The 21,157-nt window shown below is 40.7% G+C and carries 19 protein-coding genes; 10 read left to right on the top strand and 9 right to left on the bottom strand.

What is annotated here, in order from left to right:
• The first annotated feature begins 186 nt into the window (after positions 1 to 186).
• From HMPREF9456_RS09790 to HMPREF9456_RS09750, 9 genes are all read left to right on the top strand, one after another.
• Entirely contained in the window at positions 187 to 870 is a 684-nt protein-coding gene (locus HMPREF9456_RS09790) for a zinc metallopeptidase (protein WP_006843355.1), read from the top strand.
• Between the two features lie 144 nt (positions 871 to 1,014).
• A complete protein-coding gene (locus tag HMPREF9456_RS09785; RefSeq protein WP_006843354.1) occupies positions 1,015 to 2,157 on the top strand; it encodes a metallophosphoesterase in 1,143 nt (380 codons plus the stop codon).
• Positions 2,154 to 3,347 (top strand): metallophosphoesterase, encoded by a 1,194-nt coding sequence (locus tag HMPREF9456_RS09780; protein WP_006843353.1) that lies wholly within the window; start codon positions 2,154 to 2,156, stop codon positions 3,345 to 3,347. Before HMPREF9456_RS09785 ends, HMPREF9456_RS09780 begins: the two co-directional genes overlap by 4 nt.
• A 10-nt stretch (positions 3,348 to 3,357) precedes the next feature.
• A complete protein-coding gene (gene recN, locus HMPREF9456_RS09775; protein ID WP_006843352.1) occupies positions 3,358 to 5,022 on the top strand; it encodes a DNA repair protein RecN in 1,665 nt (554 codons plus the stop codon).
• Positions 5,023 to 5,027: 5 nt separating this feature from the next.
• Positions 5,028 to 6,131 (top strand): DegT/DnrJ/EryC1/StrS family aminotransferase, encoded by a 1,104-nt coding sequence (locus HMPREF9456_RS09770; RefSeq protein WP_006843351.1) that lies wholly within the window; start codon positions 5,028 to 5,030, stop codon positions 6,129 to 6,131.
• Positions 6,132 to 6,465: 334 nt separating this feature from the next.
• Complete coding sequence (gene purB, locus HMPREF9456_RS09765) at positions 6,466 to 7,809, top strand: adenylosuccinate lyase (RefSeq protein WP_006843350.1); 1,344 nt, start codon at positions 6,466 to 6,468, stop codon at positions 7,807 to 7,809.
• A gap of 76 nt (positions 7,810 to 7,885) precedes the next feature.
• Complete coding sequence (locus HMPREF9456_RS09760; RefSeq protein WP_006843349.1) at positions 7,886 to 9,334, top strand: pseudouridine synthase; 1,449 nt, start codon at positions 7,886 to 7,888, stop codon at positions 9,332 to 9,334.
• Between the two features lie 98 nt (positions 9,335 to 9,432).
• Positions 9,433 to 10,833 carry an asparagine--tRNA ligase gene (gene asnS / locus HMPREF9456_RS09755; RefSeq protein WP_026177070.1) on the top strand — a complete coding sequence of 467 codons (1,401 nt, stop codon included), beginning with the start codon at positions 9,433 to 9,435 and terminating at the stop codon, positions 10,831 to 10,833.
• A 126-nt stretch (positions 10,834 to 10,959) separates the two neighbouring features.
• Positions 10,960 to 11,628 (top strand): HD domain-containing protein, encoded by a 669-nt coding sequence (locus HMPREF9456_RS09750; RefSeq protein WP_006843347.1) that lies wholly within the window; start codon positions 10,960 to 10,962, stop codon positions 11,626 to 11,628.
• A 71-nt stretch (positions 11,629 to 11,699) separates the two neighbouring features.
• Here the strand turns inward: HMPREF9456_RS09750 and HMPREF9456_RS09745 are convergent, their stop codons facing one another.
• From HMPREF9456_RS09745 to lon, 6 genes are all read right to left on the bottom strand, one after another.
• The gene (locus tag HMPREF9456_RS09745; RefSeq protein ID WP_006843346.1) at positions 11,700 to 11,951 is read right to left on the bottom strand and encodes a DUF4834 family protein; all 252 of its coding nucleotides are present in this window, start codon (positions 11,949 to 11,951) and stop codon (positions 11,700 to 11,702) included.
• Between the two features lie 91 nt (positions 11,952 to 12,042).
• Positions 12,043 to 12,657, bottom strand: coding sequence for a manganese efflux pump MntP (locus tag HMPREF9456_RS09740; RefSeq protein WP_147591735.1), 615 nt, complete (start codon positions 12,655 to 12,657; stop codon positions 12,043 to 12,045).
• Positions 12,654 to 13,172 carry a nitroreductase family protein gene (locus HMPREF9456_RS09735; protein ID WP_006843344.1) on the bottom strand — a complete coding sequence of 173 codons (519 nt, stop codon included), beginning with the start codon at positions 13,170 to 13,172 and terminating at the stop codon, positions 12,654 to 12,656. Before HMPREF9456_RS09735 ends, HMPREF9456_RS09740 begins: the two co-directional genes overlap by 4 nt.
• A gap of 85 nt (positions 13,173 to 13,257) precedes the next feature.
• Entirely contained in the window at positions 13,258 to 14,208 is a 951-nt protein-coding gene (locus HMPREF9456_RS09730) for a glycosyltransferase family 2 protein (protein WP_006843343.1), read from the bottom strand.
• A gap of 7 nt (positions 14,209 to 14,215) precedes the next feature.
• Positions 14,216 to 14,770 carry a DUF4199 domain-containing protein gene (locus tag HMPREF9456_RS09725; protein WP_006843342.1) on the bottom strand — a complete coding sequence of 185 codons (555 nt, stop codon included), beginning with the start codon at positions 14,768 to 14,770 and terminating at the stop codon, positions 14,216 to 14,218.
• Positions 14,771 to 14,919: 149 nt separating this feature from the next.
• On the bottom strand, positions 14,920 to 17,409 hold the full coding sequence (gene lon, locus HMPREF9456_RS09720; protein WP_006843341.1) for an endopeptidase La: 2,490 nt from the start codon (positions 17,407 to 17,409) through the stop codon (positions 14,920 to 14,922).
• Positions 17,410 to 17,609: 200 nt separating this feature from the next.
• Here lon and HMPREF9456_RS09715 point away from each other — a divergent pair, with 200 nt between their 5' ends.
• Positions 17,610 to 18,320, top strand: a complete 711-nt coding sequence (locus HMPREF9456_RS09715; RefSeq protein ID WP_006843340.1) for a tRNA1(Val) (adenine(37)-N6)-methyltransferase — start codon at positions 17,610 to 17,612, stop codon at positions 18,318 to 18,320.
• A 38-nt stretch (positions 18,321 to 18,358) separates the two neighbouring features.
• On the opposite strand, the gene HMPREF9456_RS09710 is transcribed toward HMPREF9456_RS09715, so the two are convergent.
• The 3 genes from HMPREF9456_RS09710 to panC are packed head-to-tail and all read right to left on the bottom strand — an operon-like array spanning position 18,359 to position 20,995.
• Positions 18,359 to 19,714, bottom strand: a complete 1,356-nt coding sequence (locus HMPREF9456_RS09710; RefSeq protein WP_006843339.1) for an MATE family efflux transporter — start codon at positions 19,712 to 19,714, stop codon at positions 18,359 to 18,361.
• A gap of 60 nt (positions 19,715 to 19,774) precedes the next feature.
• On the bottom strand, positions 19,775 to 20,128 hold the full coding sequence (panD, locus tag HMPREF9456_RS09705; RefSeq protein ID WP_006843338.1) for an aspartate 1-decarboxylase: 354 nt from the start codon (positions 20,126 to 20,128) through the stop codon (positions 19,775 to 19,777).
• 15 nt (positions 20,129 to 20,143) lie between these two features.
• Entirely contained in the window at positions 20,144 to 20,995 is an 852-nt protein-coding gene (gene panC / locus HMPREF9456_RS09700) for a pantoate--beta-alanine ligase (RefSeq protein WP_006843337.1), read from the bottom strand.
• Positions 20,996 to 21,157 lie beyond the last annotated feature (162 nt).

Genomic DNA, 21,157 nt, shown 5'->3' with positions numbered 1-21,157 from the left:
TTTGTTTCATTCTGCATGACATTAGGTTTTTAATAAAGACGACTGAAACGAAAAATAAGTCAAATTTAATTAAGAAATGTGATTGTCATTCAAATACATTATATGACAAAAACTCAGGTGGCACATTTTTTGTTTAGTTATTAACAAGTAAATTAGTAGAAAAAACATTTTAAAAAGAAATAGACTATGCCTATAGGTTGGATATTATTTGGACTAATAGCAATAGCCAGTTTTGCAGTTCAGCAGATGCTGAAAAGCAAGTTTAATAAGTACTCTAAAGTTCCGTTGAGTAGCGGAATGACAGGTCGTGATGTAGCCGAAAAGATGCTTCATGACAATGGGATTTATGATGTGAAAGTTGTATCTACAAGCGGTATGCTTTCGGATCACTACAACCCTGCCAATAAGACAGTCAACCTGAGCGAAGGTGTATATGCCAGCAATAGTGTGGCTGCTGCTGCCGTAGCTGCTCACGAATGTGGTCATGCAGTACAGCATGCTCACGAGTACGGACCATTGAAGATGCGTTCGGCACTTGTGCCTGTTGTAAGCTTTTCATCAAGCATTGTGATGTGGGTTATTCTTGCCGGAATATTTACGATTAATATATTTCCTGCCTTGATATGGATTGGTATTGCGCTTTTTGCAATGACAACGGTATTCAGTTTTGTGACACTCCCTGTAGAGGTGAATGCCAGCAGCCGTGCTTTGGCTTGGCTTAATACTGCCGGAGTGACAAATGTAAACAATCATGATATGGCTAAGGATGCTCTCAAATGGGCAGCTTATACGTATGTAATAGCCGCCATCGGCTCATTGGCTACGCTTATATATTACATCATGATAGCCATGAGTGGCAGACGTAGCTAATCGTTTATACGATAGAAAGATATTCGAAAGAGTGGTCATTGGCGACTGCTCTTTTTTTACATAAACCGAAAGGTTGATAGCTCGTACTCTTTACCTATGCATCTTTTGCATCTGTATATACATATACACACAATAAACGTATAAATGAAAACGATGTTTTTTATTATAGTATTCACAGTATACCTCTTAGCTAATTTTTATGTGTTCAGGCACTTTTGGATTGCGATGCCTCCGAGTAATGTGGGGCGTATAGCACTTCTTTCGTTTGCGGTTATAGCGGTTACTTCATTTTTTATATCCTTCTTGATCGGGGACTCCTTGCCGGTAGGTCTTACTTCGTTGCTATACAAAGTGGGTACAGCATGGTTTTTTATCCTTCTTTATTTCCTTATGATAATTGCCGCAAAGGATTTGCTGGGGCTTAGTAATAAGCTGCTGCACTTTATGCCGAGCGACTCCATTACCCGTTATACGAGAGACAACTGGGTTGGGTTGGGGCTGATGGTAGGCTTTGTTGCATTGCTGATGACTTGTGGCTATCTCAAATATCAATGGAAAGTAAGGGTCGATCTTCCTGTTCAGATATATAAAACCTTTGGCGATACCATTTCGCCACGCTCGTTGCGCATTGTTGCTATTACCGATCTGCATTTGGGGTATGGTATCGGAGAAAAGGAGTTTGAGAAATGGGTAGACCTGATAAATGCCGAAAATCCCGACATTGTACTCATAGCGGGAGATATTATCGATAATAGTGTGCGTCCGCTCAAAAAAGGACGTTTTGCAGAAGTCTTTCATAAGATAAAAGCACCGATGGGCATTTATGCTTGCCCCGGAAACCATGAATATATAAGCGGAGCAAAAGAGAGCTTCGATTTTATTACAAAAGCAGGAGTGCGTCTCTTGCGTGATTCTGTAGCCGAGGTAGATAGTTGTTTCTACGTGGTTGGGAGAGACGATAAGTCTAACCCGAACCGCAAATCGTTGAAGGAGCTCGTCGCTGGGCTCGATCATACCAAGCCGATCATAATGCTCGATCATCAGCCTTATCACCTCGAAGAGGCGGAAGCCAACGGTATCGATATACAGATTTCGGGGCATACCCACCAAGGGCAGGTGTGGCCTATATCGATGATTACCAAAAAGCTATATGAGAGAGATCATGGTTTTGTGAAAAAAGGGAATTCAAATATATACGTAAGTTCGGGTATTGGTATCTGGGGTGGGAAATTCCGTATAGGTACACAATCCGAGTATGTTGTAATAGATGTGAACAAAAAGAAATGAGAGTATTTTTCAATGCCATAATTATTCAGATATTCTTCAGTGCATACATCTACTGGAGAGGATGGCAGGCATTGCCCGATAAGAAGTATATTAAGATTCCTTACACTGCAATATATGTTGCAGAGCTGATAATATACTTTATCGGATTCTTTACCTCAAAACACTTATCGTTCGATGCACTTCATACATTCGCTTGGACGGGTACAACGTGGATGTTGTTTACTATCTATATGACGTCTCTGCTCTTATTGTATGATTTAGTGAAATATATTAATAAAAAGAAAAAAATATTTTCGCTCGATTTTGCAGCAAAAAAGCCTCGACTTGTTTATTTTTGTACAGCATTGCTCTTGGTAGTGGCTGTGATGTGGAATGGGAACTACCGATTCTGGCATCCTGTGATAACGGAGAAAAGCCTGACGATAGAGAAGCATTCGCCCAATGTGAAAAACTTGCGCATAGTGGTGGCTACAGATATACATGCGGGATACTTGATCGACAAGAAAATTATTTCCATGTATGTGGATAAGATAATGGAGCAAAAACCCGACCTGATATTATTAGTGGGTGATATTGTCGATTACGATGCCAAATCGCTATACGAGCAGCAAATGGAAACAGAGTTTCATCGGCTCAAAGCTCCTTATGGGGTGTATGCATCCACAGGAAATCATGAGTATATAGATCTGGGCGAACCCAAGGACGAAAAAATCTTGTGGTTGAGCCAAAAGGCCGGAATAAATGTTTTGCGTGATACTACTGTTATGATCGCAGATTCTTTCTATCTTGTGGGCAGGGAAGATGATTTGTGCAAAACCCGGAAACAATTGCCCGAAATAATGCAGGGGGTAGACAGGCAATATCCTGTAATTGTGATGAATCACGAACCGCATCGCTTACAAGAAGAGGTTGAAGCCGGTGCAGATATCGCTCTGTATGGTCATACCCATAACGGTCAGTTTTTCCCAAACAATGTGATTATGGCTGTTTCGTCCATGATATACAATTGGGGGATATTGCCCGAGAGTATTTCTTCGAAAATGAAATTTATGTATGAGATTCCGTACGGATATAAGAAAAAAGGAGATACGCATGTATATGTGTCCTCCGGGCTTGGATTGGCGGGACCTCAATACAGGATTGGCACAGTGTCGGAGATTGTAGTTCTGAATGTCAACTTTAGTAAATGATATATTAGCCATGCTAAGATCGCTATACATAAAAAATTATGCTTTGATAGACAGTCTCGAAATTGACTTCGAGCCTGGCTTTTCTGTTATTACCGGAGAAACGGGAGCCGGAAAATCTATTATTCTGGGAGCACTGTCTCTTATACTTGGGCAGCGTGCCGATATGAAGGCTATCAAGCAAGGGGAGAGTAAATGCGTTATCGAAGGATCGTTCGATGTTTCGGCATACGATCTCAGAGCTTTTTGCGAAGAGAAAGGCATAGACTACGATCCCGATAGTTATATCCTGCGCAGGGAAATACTCTCTACAGGAAAATCAAGAGCATTTATCAACGATTCGCCTGTCTCACTCACCGATCTGAAAGAATTGGGTAGCCAGTTGATCGATATACACTCGCAGCATCAGAACTTGTTGCTATCCGACACTCGTTTCCAAATGCAGGTGGTGGATGCCTTGGCAGGCAATAAAGACTTGCTGAGCAAATATCGACAAGCCTTTCATCAATACAAGCAATCGGAAAAGGCATTGGCAGAGCTTCGTGAAGCCGTGAGGAAAAGTAAAGAGGAAGAAGACTATCTTCGTTTTCAGATCGAATCCTTGACAGAAGCCGCTCTTCAGGAAGGGGAGCAGGAAGAATTGGAAAACGAATTGGAGACACTAACTCACGCCGAAGATATAAAGTCGGCATTGTTCAAGATACACTCTTTGTTGTCTGACGACGATAAAGGAATCGTGCTGGAGCTGAAAGAGGGGCTTAATACGTCTCAACAGTTGGCAAAGGTATATGCCCGTTCGGAAGAAATATCCGAGCGTCTGCAAACAGCGTATATCGATCTTAAAGATCTTGCTTCTGAAATGGATAAACTGGCAAACGACGTGGAATTCAACCCCGAGCGTTTGGCTTTTATCGAATCACGGCTCGATCTGATCTACACATTGCAGAAGAAGTATCATGTAAATACTGTGCCCGAACTGTTGGCTTTGTATGAAGAATTTAAACAAAAGATAGAAAATATAGAATCATCCGATCAGCAAGTGGAAGCTCTGGAAAAGGAAGTCCACGAAAAGTCGGAAAAGGTATTCGCTCTTGCGAAGCAGTTGACCGATAGTCGTACGTCGATAACCGATAGTTTCGAGAAAGATCTCACCGATCGGGTTGCTTATTTGGGTATGCCTAACATTCGTTTCAGAAGTGAAATTATAGCAGAGAAACATCCCAATATATATGGGTTAGACAGTGTGCTGTTTCAGTTTTCTGCAAATAAAAATGTACCTCTACAACCTGTTGCGGAGATCGCCTCGGGTGGTGAAATTTCCCGTCTGATGCTCTGTCTCAAATCGATGATTGCAGGTGCAACGGCATTGCCTACTATTATATTCGATGAAATAGATACAGGTGTTTCGGGCGAAATAGCAGACAAAATGGGAGAGGTGATGCGTGAGTTTGGCAAGAATATGCAAGTGCTGGCCATTACACACTTGCCACAGATTGCCGCTAAAGGCAAAGCGCATTACAAGGTTTACAAATCGGATGACGAACATACCACAACTACAAACTTGGTGCGCTTGTCCGATGAAGAACGTTTAACGGAAATAGCCCGTATGCTGAGCGGTTCTACGGTAACAGAGGCGGCTATACAAAATGCGAAAGTTATGTTGGGCAAAAAAGTTTAGACGACATGAACGAAATTTTATTCCTTAACCTAAAACGAGAAAACGAACGCTATGCACCTGAACTGAAAGAAGCAACTGCTCATATTATAGATTCAGGTTGGTATATACGAGGAGCGGCGAATAAATCTTTTCAGTCTCAATTTGCATCTCATTGTAGTGTCTCTCACTGTGTGGGTGTGGGCAACGGTCTTGATGCCCTGCGTCTCATTCTGATGGGATATATGGCGATGGGGCGAATAAAGGAGGGAGATGAGGTGATCCTGCCTGCCAATACATTTATCGCTACCGCCTTAGCTGTTTCACTATGCGGGCTTGTTCCTGTTTTAGCCGATTGCGACCTTGCCACTTACAATATCGATCCTGCTTCGGCAGAAGAAAAAATAACAAACAAAACCCGGGCTATAATTGCCGTTCATCTATATGGGCAAGTTGCGGATATGGATAAGTTGAAGCAATTATCACTCAAATATAACCTTCTGCTTATCGAAGATGCTGCACAAGCTCATGGTGCAGTCTATAAAGGCAAAAAAGTGGGCAGTATTGGCGATGCGGCAGTATTTAGCTTTTATCCTGTAAAGAATCTTGGCTCGTTGGGCGATGCAGGAGCAGTAACAACGGACGATACACAATTGGCAGAGGTGGTAAATAGTTTATCAAATTACGGCTCTGATGAAAAGTATATACACAACTACAAAGGACTAAACTCTCGCCTTGATGAAGTGCAAGCCGCCATTCTTTCTGTCAAATTAAAGTACTTGGATGCGGATAATTCACGCCGTCGGGAGATTGCAAAATTCTACTTGGATAACATAAAAAATGAAAGATTTATTTTGCCCGAAATAAGAGATTGGGATAGTCATGTGTTTCATTTGTTTGTATTGCGTTGCAAAGATCGTGAAGAACTCCAACCGTATTTATCGCAAAATTCCATCCAGACTCAAATACATTATCCGTATGCCATACACAAACAGCCGGCTTATGCTGAACTAAGTCATTTGCATTTGCCTGTATGCGAATTGTTACAAGATCAGGTATTGAGCCTTCCGCTTTATCCATCTTTGCGAGAAGATGAATTGGTAAAGATTGTGGAGATCTTGAATGGTTTTTGATACTCTTTGATTACTAGTTTCTTATCTTCTGTGTGCGGTGTTTGCTAATCTATTTTCTTAAAGAAGATAGTAAACGTACATAGAGAAATTCGAAGTGGATTTTTTATCACGAAAGAAATGCGTTGCAATGTTTTTACAAATGCAGATTAGGAAAAGAACTTCAAGGCTGTTTTTTTTGTCTTAAAAAGATAAAAAAACGATGATTTACAGTCTATAAAAACCTTTTAGAACTATATTTTGTTGTATATTTGTAGTTCAAAGTAAGTAGTGATATTGAAAGAGAGATTTTTTAAGAAAGGACTAATTAAAAACACATAAGTACTTATAACATAAAATGAGACTAACTCCCTTAACTGCCATTTCGCCAATAGATGGTCGTTATCGCAATAAGACAGAAAAACTAGCCGATTATTTTTCAGAGTATGCCCTTGTAAAGTATCGCGTGCGAGTAGAAGTAGAATACTTTATAGCTCTATGTGAATTGCCGCTACCTCAATTGAAAAATATAAATAAAGAAGTTTTTCCTAAGCTACAGTCTATCGTTGATAATTTTTCGGAAGAAGATGCTTCACGTGTAAAAGAGACTGAAAAAGTAACAAATCATGATGTAAAGGCTGTCGAATATTTTATAAAAGAGAAATTCGATGAGCTTGGACTGGAACAATACAAAGAGTTTATTCACTTTGGACTTACCTCGCAGGATATAAATAATACATCTGTTCCTTTATCTTTAAAAGATGCATTGACAGACGTGTATTATCCTTTGCTCGACGAGCTGATCGTAAAGCTTACATCTCAGGCTGAGGCTTGGGCAGATGTGGCTATGTTGGCCAAAACGCACGGACAACCTGCATCGCCAACACGCTTGGGTAAGGAGATTATGGTTTTTGTCAGCCGCCTGCAGGCTCAGCTGCAATTGCTCCGCTCGGTGCCTTTGTCTGCTAAATTTGGAGGAGCTACAGGAAACTATAACGCACACACGGTAGCCTATCCCGAATATGACTGGAAAGCTTTTGGAAACAAGTTTGTATCCGAAAAGTTAGGATTGGTGAGAGAAGAGTGGACAACACAGATATCCAATTACGACAACTTGGCAGCGGTGTTTGATGCTTTGAAACGCATCGATACGATAATGATAGACCTCAACAGAGATTTTTGGCAATATATTTCGATGGAATATTTTAAGCAAAAGATCAAAGAGGGCGAAATCGGATCATCCGCAATGCCGCATAAAGTAAACCCTATCGATTTTGAAAATGCAGAAGGTAACCTGGGTATAGCAAATGCAATACTGGAACACCTGGCGGTTAAACTGCCTATTTCACGCTTGCAAAGAGACTTGACAGACTCTACCGTATTGCGCAATATCGGTATACCGATGGGGCATATCGTGATAGCTATTCAAAGCACACTGAAAGGGTTGGATAAATTATTGTTGAATAAAGAAGCATTATATAGAGATCTGGACAATTGCTGGGCAGTTGTAGCAGAAGGAATTCAAACAATCCTTCGTCGTGAAGGATATCCGAAACCTTATGAAGCACTGAAGGCTCTTACTCGTACGAACAATGCAATTACAGCAGAATCAATTGCAGAGTTTATCGATGAGCTGAATGTTAGTAATGCTGTGAAAGATGAACTGAGAAAAATTACACCTCATACTTACACAGGTGTATAAATTTTACGTTGTATAATAACCGTGAGGTTGTTTTGAAAAAAATGAATGTAATATAATTAAACAAGAAAAAAATCAAATGGTGACAGAAAATGGAAGTGATAGAGACGGCCGGGATGGTTACTCTTCATCAGAAAACAAATCAAATGGAAATGATCCTGTAAAGAAGAAGCGAGCTCGTGTAGGCGATCTACGCAAACAATCTTACGATAGCCCTGACCGTGGAAAAGAAAGAAATCCGTATAAGGCAGGTGGCGACAGACAAGGCTCTTCTTACGATAGAGGAAACGAAGAGCGTCGATCATATAGCGGTGGTGGTTATTCCGACAATCGAGACAGAGACGGCGGCGGCTATTCAGGTAGTCGTGGCGGTAACTACGATTCAGGTAATCGCGGCGGAGGTAATTACAATAGCGGTAACCGTAGCGGTGGTAATTATAGCGGCGGTGGCAACCGTGGCGGTAACTACGACTCGGGCAATCGTGGCGGTAATTATAATAGCGGTAACCGTAGCGGTGGCAACTACAGCAGTGGTGGCGGTAGCTATGGCGGCGGCAATCGCACCGGCGGCAGCAGTTATGGAGTTGGCAATCGTTCTGGCGGTGGTAGCTATGGCGGTGGCAATCGTGGCGGTGGCGGTAGCTATGGTGGCGGTAATCGCAGCGGTGGCGGTAGCTATGGCGGCGGCAATCGTTCCGGCGGTGGTGGCTATGGTGATACGAACCGTGGTGGCGGTGGCTACAATAAAGCAGCCGAAGGAGTTAAAAGACTTGTTAAGCCTGTAAAGTACAAAGAAAATATAGATCCAAGTACGCCTTTACGTTTGAACAAATATCTGGCTAATGCCGGAGTATGTTCACGTCGCGAAGCTGATGCGTTTATCACATCGGGTGTAGTGAAGGTAAACGGTGAGGTAGTAGATCAGTTGGGAGCAAAAGTTACACGTGGTGACTTGGTTACATTCCACGATCAGCCGGTACGCTTGGAAAGTAAAGTATACGTATTGCTCAACAAACCGAAAAATTGTGTGACAACATCAGATGATCCGCAAAACCGTCTTACTGTGATGGACTTGGTGAAAAATGCCTGCCCGGAACGTATCTATCCGGTTGGTCGTCTCGATAGAAACACAACAGGTGTTTTATTGTTGACAAACGACGGAGACCTTGCATCTAAACTGATGCATCCTAAGTTTAAGAAAAAGAAAATCTATCAGGTAACTCTCGACCGTGATGTAGCCATCGAAGATATGCAGGCTATAGCCGACGGAGTAGAGCTGGATGATGGAGAAATACATGCCGACTCAATTGCATATCAGGCAGAAGATGTACTGAATGTGGTAGGTATTGAAATACACTCGGGACGTAACCGAATTGTTCGTCGTATATTCGAAAAATTAGGTTATCAGGTAGTGAAACTCGACCGTGTATACTTTGCCGGATTGACAAAGAAAAACATACCGAGAAGCAAATGGCGTTATCTGACCGAAAAAGAAGTGAACATGCTTCGTATGGGAGCTTTTGAATAAAATAATTATATTAAATGAAAACTTGGCATAACCTGAAAAGGCATTATGCCAAGTTTGTTCAAAATAGACAAATTGAAGATTTAATACACATTACAAAGATGGAAAGTATTCGTAGAACAAAAATTGTAGATCTGCTCCGAAAAGAGAAAGAATTTGGAGCTACAGTCGCCGTAAAAGGATGGGTAAGAACTATTCGTGGTAATAAATATGTGAATTTTATTCACCTCAACGATGGCTCTACAATTCATAATCTTCAGATCGTAGCCGATGTGGAAAAATTTGGAGAGACGTTCTTCAAACCAGTAAGTACCGGAGCATGTATCCATGTTATCGGAAAGTTGGTAGAATCGCAGGGTAAGGGACAAACAATGGAAATTCAGGCAGACTCTGTAGAGATCTACGGAACAGCAGACCCTGAAACTTATCCGTTGCAAAAGAAAGGGCACTCGCTCGAGTTTTTGAGAGAGATTGCTTATCTGCGCCCTCGTACAAATACTTTCGGTGCAATATTCCGTATACGTCACCATATGGCTTATGCCATTCATAAATATTTCAATGACAATGGATTTTTCTATTTCCATACTCCTATTGTAACTGCTTCGGATGCAGAAGGTGCAGGGTCTATGTTTCAGGTAACTACACTCGACTTCAATAACGTTCCACGCAACGATAAAGGGCAGGTAGACTATGTTGAAGATTTCTTCGGACGCCAGACCAACCTTACCGTATCGGGACAGCTCGAAGGGGAGCTTGGTGCAATGGCTCTTGGTGCTATTTATACATTTGGCCCAACATTCCGTGCCGAGAATTCAAATACTCCACGACATCTTGCCGAATTTTGGATGATAGAGCCCGAAGTAGCGTTCTACGATATTCACGACAATATGGACTTGGCGGAAGACTTCCTAAAATATCTGATACGTTATGCGTTGGAAAACTGCAAGGATGATCTGGAATTCTTGAGCGAACATTTCGATAAGGAATTGATAGACCGTCTGAACTTTGTTACAGCTAACGACTTTGTTCGCCTTACATATACCGAAGGGGTAGAAATACTGGAGAAGAGCGGACACAAATTCGAATTCCCTGTTTATTGGGGAGCCGACTTGCAATCGGAACACGAACGCTATCTGGTAGAAAAACATTTCAAGCGTCCTGTTATCCTGACCGACTATCCAAAGGAGATCAAGTCTTTCTATATGAAACAGAACGAAGATGGCAAAACTGTTCGTGGCATGGATGTCCTTTTCCCTAAGATTGGAGAAATCATCGGAGGTTCGGAGCGTGAAGCTGATTATGATAAACTTATTACCCGTACCAAGGAACTGGGAATGAATACAGACCCTATCTGGTGGTATCTCGAAACACGTAAATTCGGTACAGCACCTCATGCCGGTTTCGGATTAGGGTTTGAGCGTCTTATCTTGTTTATTACAGGTATGGCGAATATCCGTGATGTGATTCCTTTCCCCCGTACACCAAACAATGCCGAGTTTTAAATCAGGCAATCAAGTATATGAAAGAGTAGCAAAATATTTTGCTGCTCTTTTTATTTTGAAGAGTTAGTTCTTTGTATTACTCAAAAAATAATATATTTGTAGCCCCACACCCTACAAATACTGAATATGAGTATTAAAATAACATTTGCAGACGTAAAGAAGTCTCAGGAAATAAAAACATATATCAAGCAGGCCGACGCATCATTGGCTGTGATGGGATACACCGAACATAGCTTTGCCCATACAACCAAATGCGCCGAAGTTGCAGGACAATTACTAAAAGATCTGGGCTATGAAGATCGGGATATAGAATTGGCAAAGATAGCTGCTTATATGCACGATATAGGGAATGTAATAAATCGTGCCGACCATGCGCAAAGCGGAGCAGTGATGGCTTTTAGGTTATTAGAAAAAATGGGTATGCCAGCCGAAGATATTGCAACGATTATCACTGCTATAGGAAACCATGATGAAAAAACAGCCTTCCCTGTCAATGCTGTAGCGGCAGCACTCATTATTGCCGATAAGACAGATGTGCGTCGCAGCAGGGTACGTCGCAAAAGAACTATACATACCGATATACATGATAGAGTAAACTATGCGGTAGAGAAAGCTGATTTAAAACTCGATACAGAGAATAAGACGATAACTCTTTGTCTTACAATTGATACGAAGATCAGTGCTGTGATGGAATATTTTGAGATCTTTATAGAGCGTATGCTCCTATGCCGTAAGGCGACAGACTATTTCGGGTTCAGCTTTAAATTGAATATAAATGGTAATGCGATAATGTAGACATTTAATGTATAAACAAATAAAGCAGAAAATCGTTCGACTTTCTGCTTTTTGTTTATGTTTACTTTTTCCTATTCTTTTATCTCTTCAAACTTTACATATTCGCCTTCGTTCTTCGAAAAGACTTTGCGTTGATCGTTTTTTGATGAGTGATTGTATTGCTCGTTATTATTCGATGAATAAGTATTATTTGCCCTTTGTCCCGAAAAAGGAGAAGACGATGGTCTTCCGAATATAAAAGACGCTACTCCCCTGATCAGAGAAAAGACAAACATTATCCCTAAAATAGCAATGGAAAATATCAGAAAGAATATAAGTGTCATTTGTTTTTAGTTTTATAAATTATAACCAAAGCAAATATAATATTTGCATTACTAAAGATAACACGTATATAAGCCTTTAGATGTAATAGTTTTATTTATTTAACAAGACTTTAGCATTGTAAACAATATCAGATGTAGCCCAGCCTTCGTGATGAAAAACTGTATGCTGCATAAGTATACTGCATCCGATAATGATGAGGATAATGCCTCCTATGATATTTATTCTAAGATTGTACCGTTGCCCGACTTTGCTTCCCGATATCACACCAAACGAAGCTACAAGCATTGTAACCACACCGATAACTATTGCCGGAAGGAATATGTTTATATTGATCAGCGACATGGATAGCCCTACGGCTGTGGCATCGATACTGGTTGCAACGCCCAGACTAAACATGGTTTTGAAATTAAGCGGATTGAATGGCTTGCTTTCTCCTTCGTTTTTGATACTCGAGTATATTACTCTTGTGCCTAAGAAAAAGAGAATGATAAATGCCAGCCAATGATCGTACTCGTCGATATATTCAGCAAATGTAGAGCCTATAAACCATCCAAAAACAGTGAGGCTCATTTGCATGAACGCCAGCATACCGGCTATTTTCAAGATGTTGATCGTATCGTGATTTTTTATTATAGCCCCACTGGTAAGCGCTATAACGAGGCTGTCCATCGACAGACCTATAGCTAATATAATAATTTGGATCATATCCATTTGGTAATCTCGTTCAGTTCCTTGCGGTTTTTGTTTGGGCAAATGCTTTTTTCTTCGTCAATATATCCGAGAGGGAATATAGCTATGGCTTCCAGATGAGCCGGTATATCGAGAGCCTTACGCAGAATGTGGGGATCGAAGTTGCAAACCCAACACGTTCCTAAGCCTGTTTCGGCTGCAGCAAGGCATATATGCTCGGCAGCAATGGCTGCATCAACATCACCAAAGTCTTTGTTGTCAGTGCTTTTTCTTTTCCACGATTGCTCAGAATCCTTGCAAACGATTATATGCATAGGTGCCGATTTGAACCACTCTCTGTTGTACGATTCCTGTATTTTTTCTATTGCATCCTCGTCGGTAACAACATAAAATACCCAAGGCTGGTAGTTACAAGCTGACGGTGCTAGGCGTGCACAATCAAGAATGTAATTCACTTTTTCCGCTTCTACAGGTTGAGGCATGTAAGCCCTAACCGAATAGCGGTTTTCGATAAGATTTTTTAGTCGCATTAGCTTTATGTAGTAGTCTTAACTGATACCTTTTGTTCTTAATGGAATGAAAAGGATACAGCTATAGGCTGATATTCAGACTTACTTATAATTCTTCTTCTACTTTATAATTGTTCCTTTCGCTCGAACTGCGTGAGATAATCTCTCCCAGAAATCCTGCAAGAAAAAGTTGAGTTCCCAGTATCATCATTGTCAGGGCAATGAAAAAATACGGCGAACTAGTCACCAACGGGTGTGCTATTCCTTTGCTCATAGCATACAATTTGCTGCAACCTAAAATAACAGCAGCAATGAATCCTATAAAGAACATGACAGTCCCCCACAGTCCAAAAAAGTGCATTGGTTTTCGTCCAAATACCGATAAAAACCAAAGGGTTAGCAAATCGAGATAACCGTTTACAAAGCGGCTGAATCCGGCAAATTTGCTTTTGCCATATTTACGGGCTTGATGGTGTACTTCTTTTTCTGTAATTTTTGTAAACCCTGCTATTTTTGCAAGGTATGGTATATAACGGTGCATATCGTTATATATCTCTATGCTTTTCACCACATCTTTGCGATAGGCTTTCAGCCCGCAGTTGAAGTCATGGAGCTTCACTCCTGAAACTTTTCTGGCTGTGGCATTGAATAGCTTTGTAGGCAATGTTTTCGATAGTGGATCGTAACGTTTCTTTTTCCATCCCGAGACAAGATCATACTTGTCTTCCTTTATCATCTTGTAGAGTTCCGGTATTTCGTCCGGACTGTCTTGCAAGTCGGCATCCATCGTGATCACAACATCGCCGGCAGTACGTCCGAAGGCGCAATGCAGGGCAGGAGATTTGCCATAGTTGCGTCTGAATCGAATTGCTTTTACATTTTCGTCCGATTTTTTCAAATCAGTGATTATTTCCCACGAACGGTCTTTGCTGCCATCGTCAACAAAAAAGATCTCATACGAGAAGCCGTTCTCATTCATAACCCTTTTTATCCACGCATGGAGCTCGCTTAGCGATTCTTCTTCATTATATAAAGGTATAACAACAGATATATCCATAGATGCCTTAGTTATTCTTTTTTATTTTGACTACAAAGTTGAGAACAAAGCTAAGGAAAAATCCTAAGAATATGTTCTTTACAAATTCCATTACAATATATGTCAGTTTGTTGGAAAATATTACTCTCATGATATCCTTTGCCCGTTCGTAGTCGGCCTCAGGTACTTTTATTATAGGGGCAACTTCTATGCTTTTCATCACCGGCTCTATCATGCGGCTAAAGAATGCCGGGTCGATAAACTGATAGTGAGCAAACATGATTACGCCTTCGAGAAAAGAGGCATAAAAGCACATCAATACCGTAAAGGCGATGCAATGCCATGCGCTTTGCGGATTGTCGGGGTCGGAAGTCTTAAACCTGTAATAGAAAATATACACTACCAGCAGTGTGACAATATTGAGCAGATAAAAGATGAATGCAAACCTGTCTGATACACCTATGCCTGCTATAATAAGAAATATGTATCTGATAACCCAGAATAATCCGAGCAACAGACCATAAAACATAGCATATCTGTTGATTATAGAGAAGCTCTCGCCTAAACGTTGATTTTTTGCCATAAGTGATACAAATGTAAGAAAATTATCAGATTCTATAAAGCAGCCCCATAAACAATTACCAAGAAATAAGTAAGAGGGTAGTGGGTTATGCAAAGAGGCTATCCAAAAATTAGACAGCCTCTTTGTGTATTCAGAAATTTCTTTACCTATTAGTTCCCTTTGTTCTCTTTTTCTTCTTTTACCGTTAAGTCTAAAGGGTGTTTCACCTTCTCTTTTAGCAAGGCTATATCGAGAACCTCCTTTATGTCGTCTACATAGTGGAAAGTCAATCCTTTGAGATATAGAGGTTTGATTTCGTCTATATTCTTTTTGTTTTCTTTACAAAGGATAATCTCTTTTATTCCGGCACGTTTTGCAGCCAGTATTTTCTCACGAATACCACCCACAGGTAGAACTTTTCCACGCAGGGTTATCTCTCCGGTCATTGCCAGATTTGGTCTAACCTTGCGTTGTGTGAAAGCCGAAGCCAGCGATGTAACCATTGTTATACCTGCCGACGGACCATCTTTCGGAATAGCCCCTTCGGGAACGTGGACATGTACATTCCAGTTGTCGAATACCTTTTCGTCGATACCGAGCAATTGCTGTCCGTGCGACTGTAGATATTGGAGTGCAAGTATTGCCGATTCTTTCATTACATCCCCCAGGTTTCCAGTAAGAGTCAGTTTGCTACCCTTTCCTTTGTTCAGCGATGTTTCTATAAACAGAATTTCTCCACCTACCGAAGTCCAAGCCAAGCCTGTAACGACTCCTGCATATTCGTTGCCCTGATATTGATCACGGGTATATTCTACTGCTCCCAGATACTCTTGCAAATCATCCGGGTCGATCACTTTCTTGTATTCATCATCAGAAGCTACCTTGCGAGCCAGTTTACGCATGATTTTGGCAATCTTCTTGTCCAGTTCGCGTACTCCCGATTCGCGGGTATAGTTTTCTACAATTTTTTCTATTGTCTTTTTCGGAATATCGATAGTATCTTTTGTCAGTCCGTGATTTTCCAATTGTTTAGGTATCAGGTGACGGCGAGCTATTTCTATTTTCTCTTCTATAATGTACCCGCTCACGTCTATCAGTTCCATACGGTCGAGCAATGGCTGAGAGATTGTCGATAGGTTGTTTGCAGTAGCAAGGAACATTACTTTCGATAAATCGTAATCGATATTCAGGTAATTGTCATGGAATGTTGAATTCTGTTCAGGATCAAGTACTTCTAATAGTGCAGAAGATGGATCACCTTTAAAGTCACTTCCTATTTTATCGATTTCATCCAGCACAAATACAGGATTTGAAGAACCTGCTTTCAGTATATTTTGGATAATACGTCCCGGCATGGCTCCAATATATGTACGTCGATGTCCTCGTATTTCCGACTCGTCGTGCAATCCGCCCAAGGACACTCTCACATAGTTGCGATTGAGCGCTTTTGCAACAGATTTGCCTAAGGATGTTTTCCCTACTCCCGGAGGGCCATAAAGACAAATGATAGGCGATTTGAGGTCACCTTTCAGTTTCAGTACGGCAAGATGCTCAATGATACGCTCTTTTACTTTTTCCAAACCAAAATGATCTTGATCGAGTACCTTCTGAGCATTTTTCAGATTGAAATTGTCTTTCGTGTACTCACCCCAAGGCAAGTCGAGTATGGTTTCTATATATGTATATTGAGTAGAGTAGTCAGGCGACTGCGGGTGCAGGCGTTCAAGCTTTGTTATTTCTTTTTCGAAAATAGCGGCTACATCTTTACCCCACTTCTTCTTTGCTGCCCTCTGTTTAAACTCTTCGAGGTCGGCTTGTTGAGGGCTTCCGCCCAACTCGTCCTGAATTGTTTTTATCTGCTGTTGAAGGAAATATTCTTTTTGTTGTTGGTTGAGCTCTTCACGTGTTTTCATTTGTATGTTGAGCTTCATCTCCATCATCTGTGTTTCACGATTGAGGATCACCAACAGACGGTAAGCACGTTCTTTTTCGTCGTCTATTTCCAACAGAGCTTGCTTCTCCGATCCCGAAACAGGCAGATTTGCACAACAGTAATTCACCAATACCGAAGATACACTATCCGACTTTATTCGCTGTATGAATTCCTTTGGTGGTTCGCCATACATACGCAGCATGAGTATCATCTGGTCGCGAATAGAATCTAACAGTGCTTTGTATTCTGTGTCTGTCTTGAGAACAGGAACACTTTCCTTAATTTCGTATCTTCCTTTAAGGAACGGTTCGGTTTGTGTCAGTTCTGTCAGGCGAAAGCGTTTTTTTCCCTGAAAGATGACAGTCACGTTTTCATCGTCCGGAAGCTCGATTACACGTATGATTTCGCCGATAACACCTATTGAATACAGGTCGTTTATTTCGGGTTCTTCATTGTCTGCGTCTTTTTGGCAGACAAGTCCCACGTATTTTCCTTTCAGACGGCCTACACTTTTTATCAACTTCAACGATTTCTTTCGTGCAACAGATATCGGCATACTGGTCCCCGGAAAAATAATCGTGTTTCTTAACGGCAGAATTGCGATTTCTTCTTTCAGGTCGTTTTCATTTATATAGCAATCTCCATCATCGAAGTCATTAGCTATGATCGATATAACCGGTCCAGTGTTTTCTTCGAGACTGAGAAAATCTTTCTTTTTACTAAACATACTTATAATCCTTGTTTTTGTTTTTATGCCCCTTATTTACAAGAAGCAGGTAAAAATATGGAATAATAACTAACTTTGTTTACATATATAACAAAATTTATGCCATAAATGGTTATAGATTTTTTGAATGAGGGATAGTACAATAACTATAATAATAAATTGTACATTGATTTTACTATAAAAATGTTACTCGAATAAATATGCCGAATCCTTATTTCAGGTTCAAAAAATTTACAGTCTATCACGATCGTTGTGCCATGAAGGTGGGTACAGACGGTGTTTTGCTTGGTGCATGGGTAAATGTTTCGGGTGATAATATTCTGGATGTAGGTACAGGTACGGGGCTCATTTCGTTGATGATGGCTCAGCGCAACGAAAAAACTATAATAGATGCAATAGACATTGATAGCGATGCTGTAAGTCAGGCAAAGGATAATATTGAAAATTCTCCATTTGGTAATCGTATCAATTCTTGGAATGCTTCGTTGCAAGAGTTTTCCTCAAAAGCCGAGAAACGATATAATGTGATTGTTTCCAACCCTCCTTTTTTTGTGCAATCCTTAAAGTCACCAAACAAAGAACGTTCTTTGGCTCGGCATACCGATAGTTTGCCTGTCGAAGATTTGATTGGTTTGTCTGCTTCACTTTTGTCTCAAAGAGGGCGGATGTCTTTTATCTATCCTTTTGATTATAAAACGGAGCTTATAAAGCTTGCAGAACAATATAAGCTGTCAGTGTCACGTATAACCAATGTGTTTTCTACCCCTGATTCTGCACCAAAACGCATTTTGATAGAGCTCTCGAAAGAGGAAACCGCACCAATCGAAAATGACTTGATTGTAGAAAAAGCAAGACATGTATATTCGGATGGCTTTACGGCTCTACTGAAAGATTTTTATCTGAAAATGTAACGAGGGTTTTCGGATTATACGTTTCGCCAGAGCTGTTTTTATACCACCTTATTTTGCCATCGGGCACGTGTGAGATATATGACTGAGAATATCAATAGAGGTCCCCAATAGCAGTATTCTACAGTCCAACACCATGCGACAGACATTTCTTTATATATTACTATCCAGCACATAGCCACAATGTATATTACCATTGTTATCATTTCCAAGATAAGGGCAGCTTTGGTGTTTCCTGTCCCTGAGATGGAGTTGAATACTACAATGCTTAACGCTGATATCGGTAACGAGAAAAGTAATACGATGAGAGGCATCACCGTTTCTGCGATAAGTGTTTTCTGATCGATAGGAGCTATAATTGATATCCAAAACTCGGGAGAAATAAATGTTATTCCCATCATGAAAACGATTATTCCCAGATTCAATAAGCATATTTTCTTTACAAGGGGAATAACCCCTTTTATATTTCCTGTCCCCATCGTATTTCCCACCAGTGTGTTGGCAGTGGTTGCTAATGCATTCATCGGAATGAAATAAACCATATAGAAACTTCGGACGAGGTTCGTTATTTTGAGTGCATCTTCGGAGTGTTGCTCTATGGCAACAAAGAAGATAAACCATGTGGACATGGAGATAAAATACTGCACCATCGTAAAGGATGATATATTCAGGATGCTTCTGATAATCGATAGCTTGAATTTCATCTTTGCAAAGCCATATTTCTTGAAGTCGACGGTTGCAAATGTATATATGGTGAAGAATAGCACAGAGGCTATCTCCGACAATACCGCAGCGATGGCAGCACCTTCAATTCCCATCTCGGGGCAACCGAAGTTACCGAATATCAGGGCATAGTCGGCTATAATATTTACAACAGCCATTGTGATAGCATTGAATGTCAATACCTTCGTGCGGGCGATTCCGACATAGAATGCACGGAACATTACGTTGAATGCTGCAAAGAAGAAACCATAGATGCGTATAGACAGGTATCTGTCGATAGCGTCAAATACATCCGGCGATTTGAGGAATGTAGACAGCACCTGATCGATTAGCAGCTGTGACATGAAAAACAGAATAAGGGCAAATACCTGTAAAAACATAAGCCCCTGTATCACGATCGTACCTATCTTATCGTAATTTTTTTCGCCATTGCGGCGGCTGATCATAATCTGCCCACCGATACTGAACCCGAAGCAAATGGTAAAAATGGCTACATAATATATTCCTGCAAGCCCTGAAGCACTTTGATATATACCCGCCAAACCGGGGTGGTCGGGATTGACAACATGTCCGAGGAAAAAAGTGCCTGTTAGTTGTATGATATTTTGGGCAAGCAATCCTAGCATGATAGGAATACTTATCTTCCATATATCTTTATATGTATATGAATGCATAAGTTTAGCTGTTTGCTATTTGCCAATAGCAGAGTTAATATAAATTCCTAAAAATAGGTCTTATTTGATAATCTTGTTAGTCTTAGTGTCAGGAAATACAACCCATGGCTTGAAAGACTTAGCTTCTTCAAACTCCATTTGGGCATAAGACATTATAATAACAATGTCTCCCGGTTGTACTTTACGGGCGGCAGCTCCATTCAGGCAAATTGCACCCGATCCACGTTCGCCTCTGATGACGTATGTTTCGAGGCGTTCGCCATTGTTATTATTGACGATCTGGACTTTTTCGCCTTCTATCAGGTTTGCCGCGTCCATCAAATCTTCATCTATCGTGATACTTCCGATATAATTCAAGTTGGCTTCGGTTACAGTAACACGATGTAACTTCGATTTTACAACTTCTATGATCATTTTTTATCTTTATAATTAAGCTTTCGCTTTGTATACAATATTATCTATCAAACGTACATCGCCACAAAATACTGCGATGCATCCTACTATATAATCAGATTCTTGCCAGTTGTTTACCGACTGTAAAGAATCGCCGTCTACTATTTCGTAGTATTCCACATTAAGCTCTTCTTGTGAATTGAGCTGATTGGTTACTTTGTCTATCACCTCTTTTACGGTCTGGGATTGCATCCATTCCTTACTTTCGAATAAGGTTTTAGATATATTTACAGCCACCTGTTTTTGAGCTGCGTTCAGTCTTTCGTTCCGACTGCTTAGTGCCAGTCCGCTGGGTTCCCGTACTATCGGCATTGGTACAATCTGTACCGGCAACTCCAGTTGCTTGACCATAGCCCTGATTACTGCCAATTGTTGGAAATCTTTTTCTCCAAAATAAGCCTTGTCAGGTTTTACAATGTCAAACAAACGGCTCACCACTTGTGCTACACCGTTGAAGTGTCCCGGGCGATGCACGCCTTCCATCACTTTGTCAATCTGTCCAAAATCGAACTCTCTTGTATCCGGCTCGGGGTATATTTCTTTTTCGGAAGGGGCAAAGACGAAATCTACGCCTGCTTTTTCCAGAAATAGGCAATCTTGTTCCAGGTTGCGCGGATATTTTACAAGATCTTCTTTGTTGTTAAACTGTGTCGGGTTTACAAATACGCTGACAATAGAGATGTCATTGTCTGCGATACATTGTTTTACAAGAGAAATATGACCGTTATGCAGTGCACCCATGGTGGGTACGAATCCTATTTTTTTGTCTTTCAGGCGCAATGGTGCAACAACATCTTGTACCTCTTTTACAGTATTTAATAATCTCATCTTTTTCAAAAATCAAAAGCGGATACAAAGCAACTAAATATTTGTGTAACGACGAAACAATCAGGCTTTTTTGTTTCAATTTTAACGAATAAATCTTCACCAAAACAAGGAAGAAAGACCTTAAATTAAAGGGTTGCAGGATTTTGTCTTGTAAAATTTGCA

Origin of the sequence: Dysgonomonas mossii DSM 22836, from assembly GCF_000213575.1 — a bacterium.
Taxonomy (GTDB): domain Bacteria; phylum Bacteroidota; class Bacteroidia; order Bacteroidales; family Dysgonomonadaceae; genus Dysgonomonas; species Dysgonomonas mossii.
The sequence above is the reverse complement of the archived record's forward strand: the minus strand, read 5'-3'. Positions and strand labels throughout refer to the sequence as shown.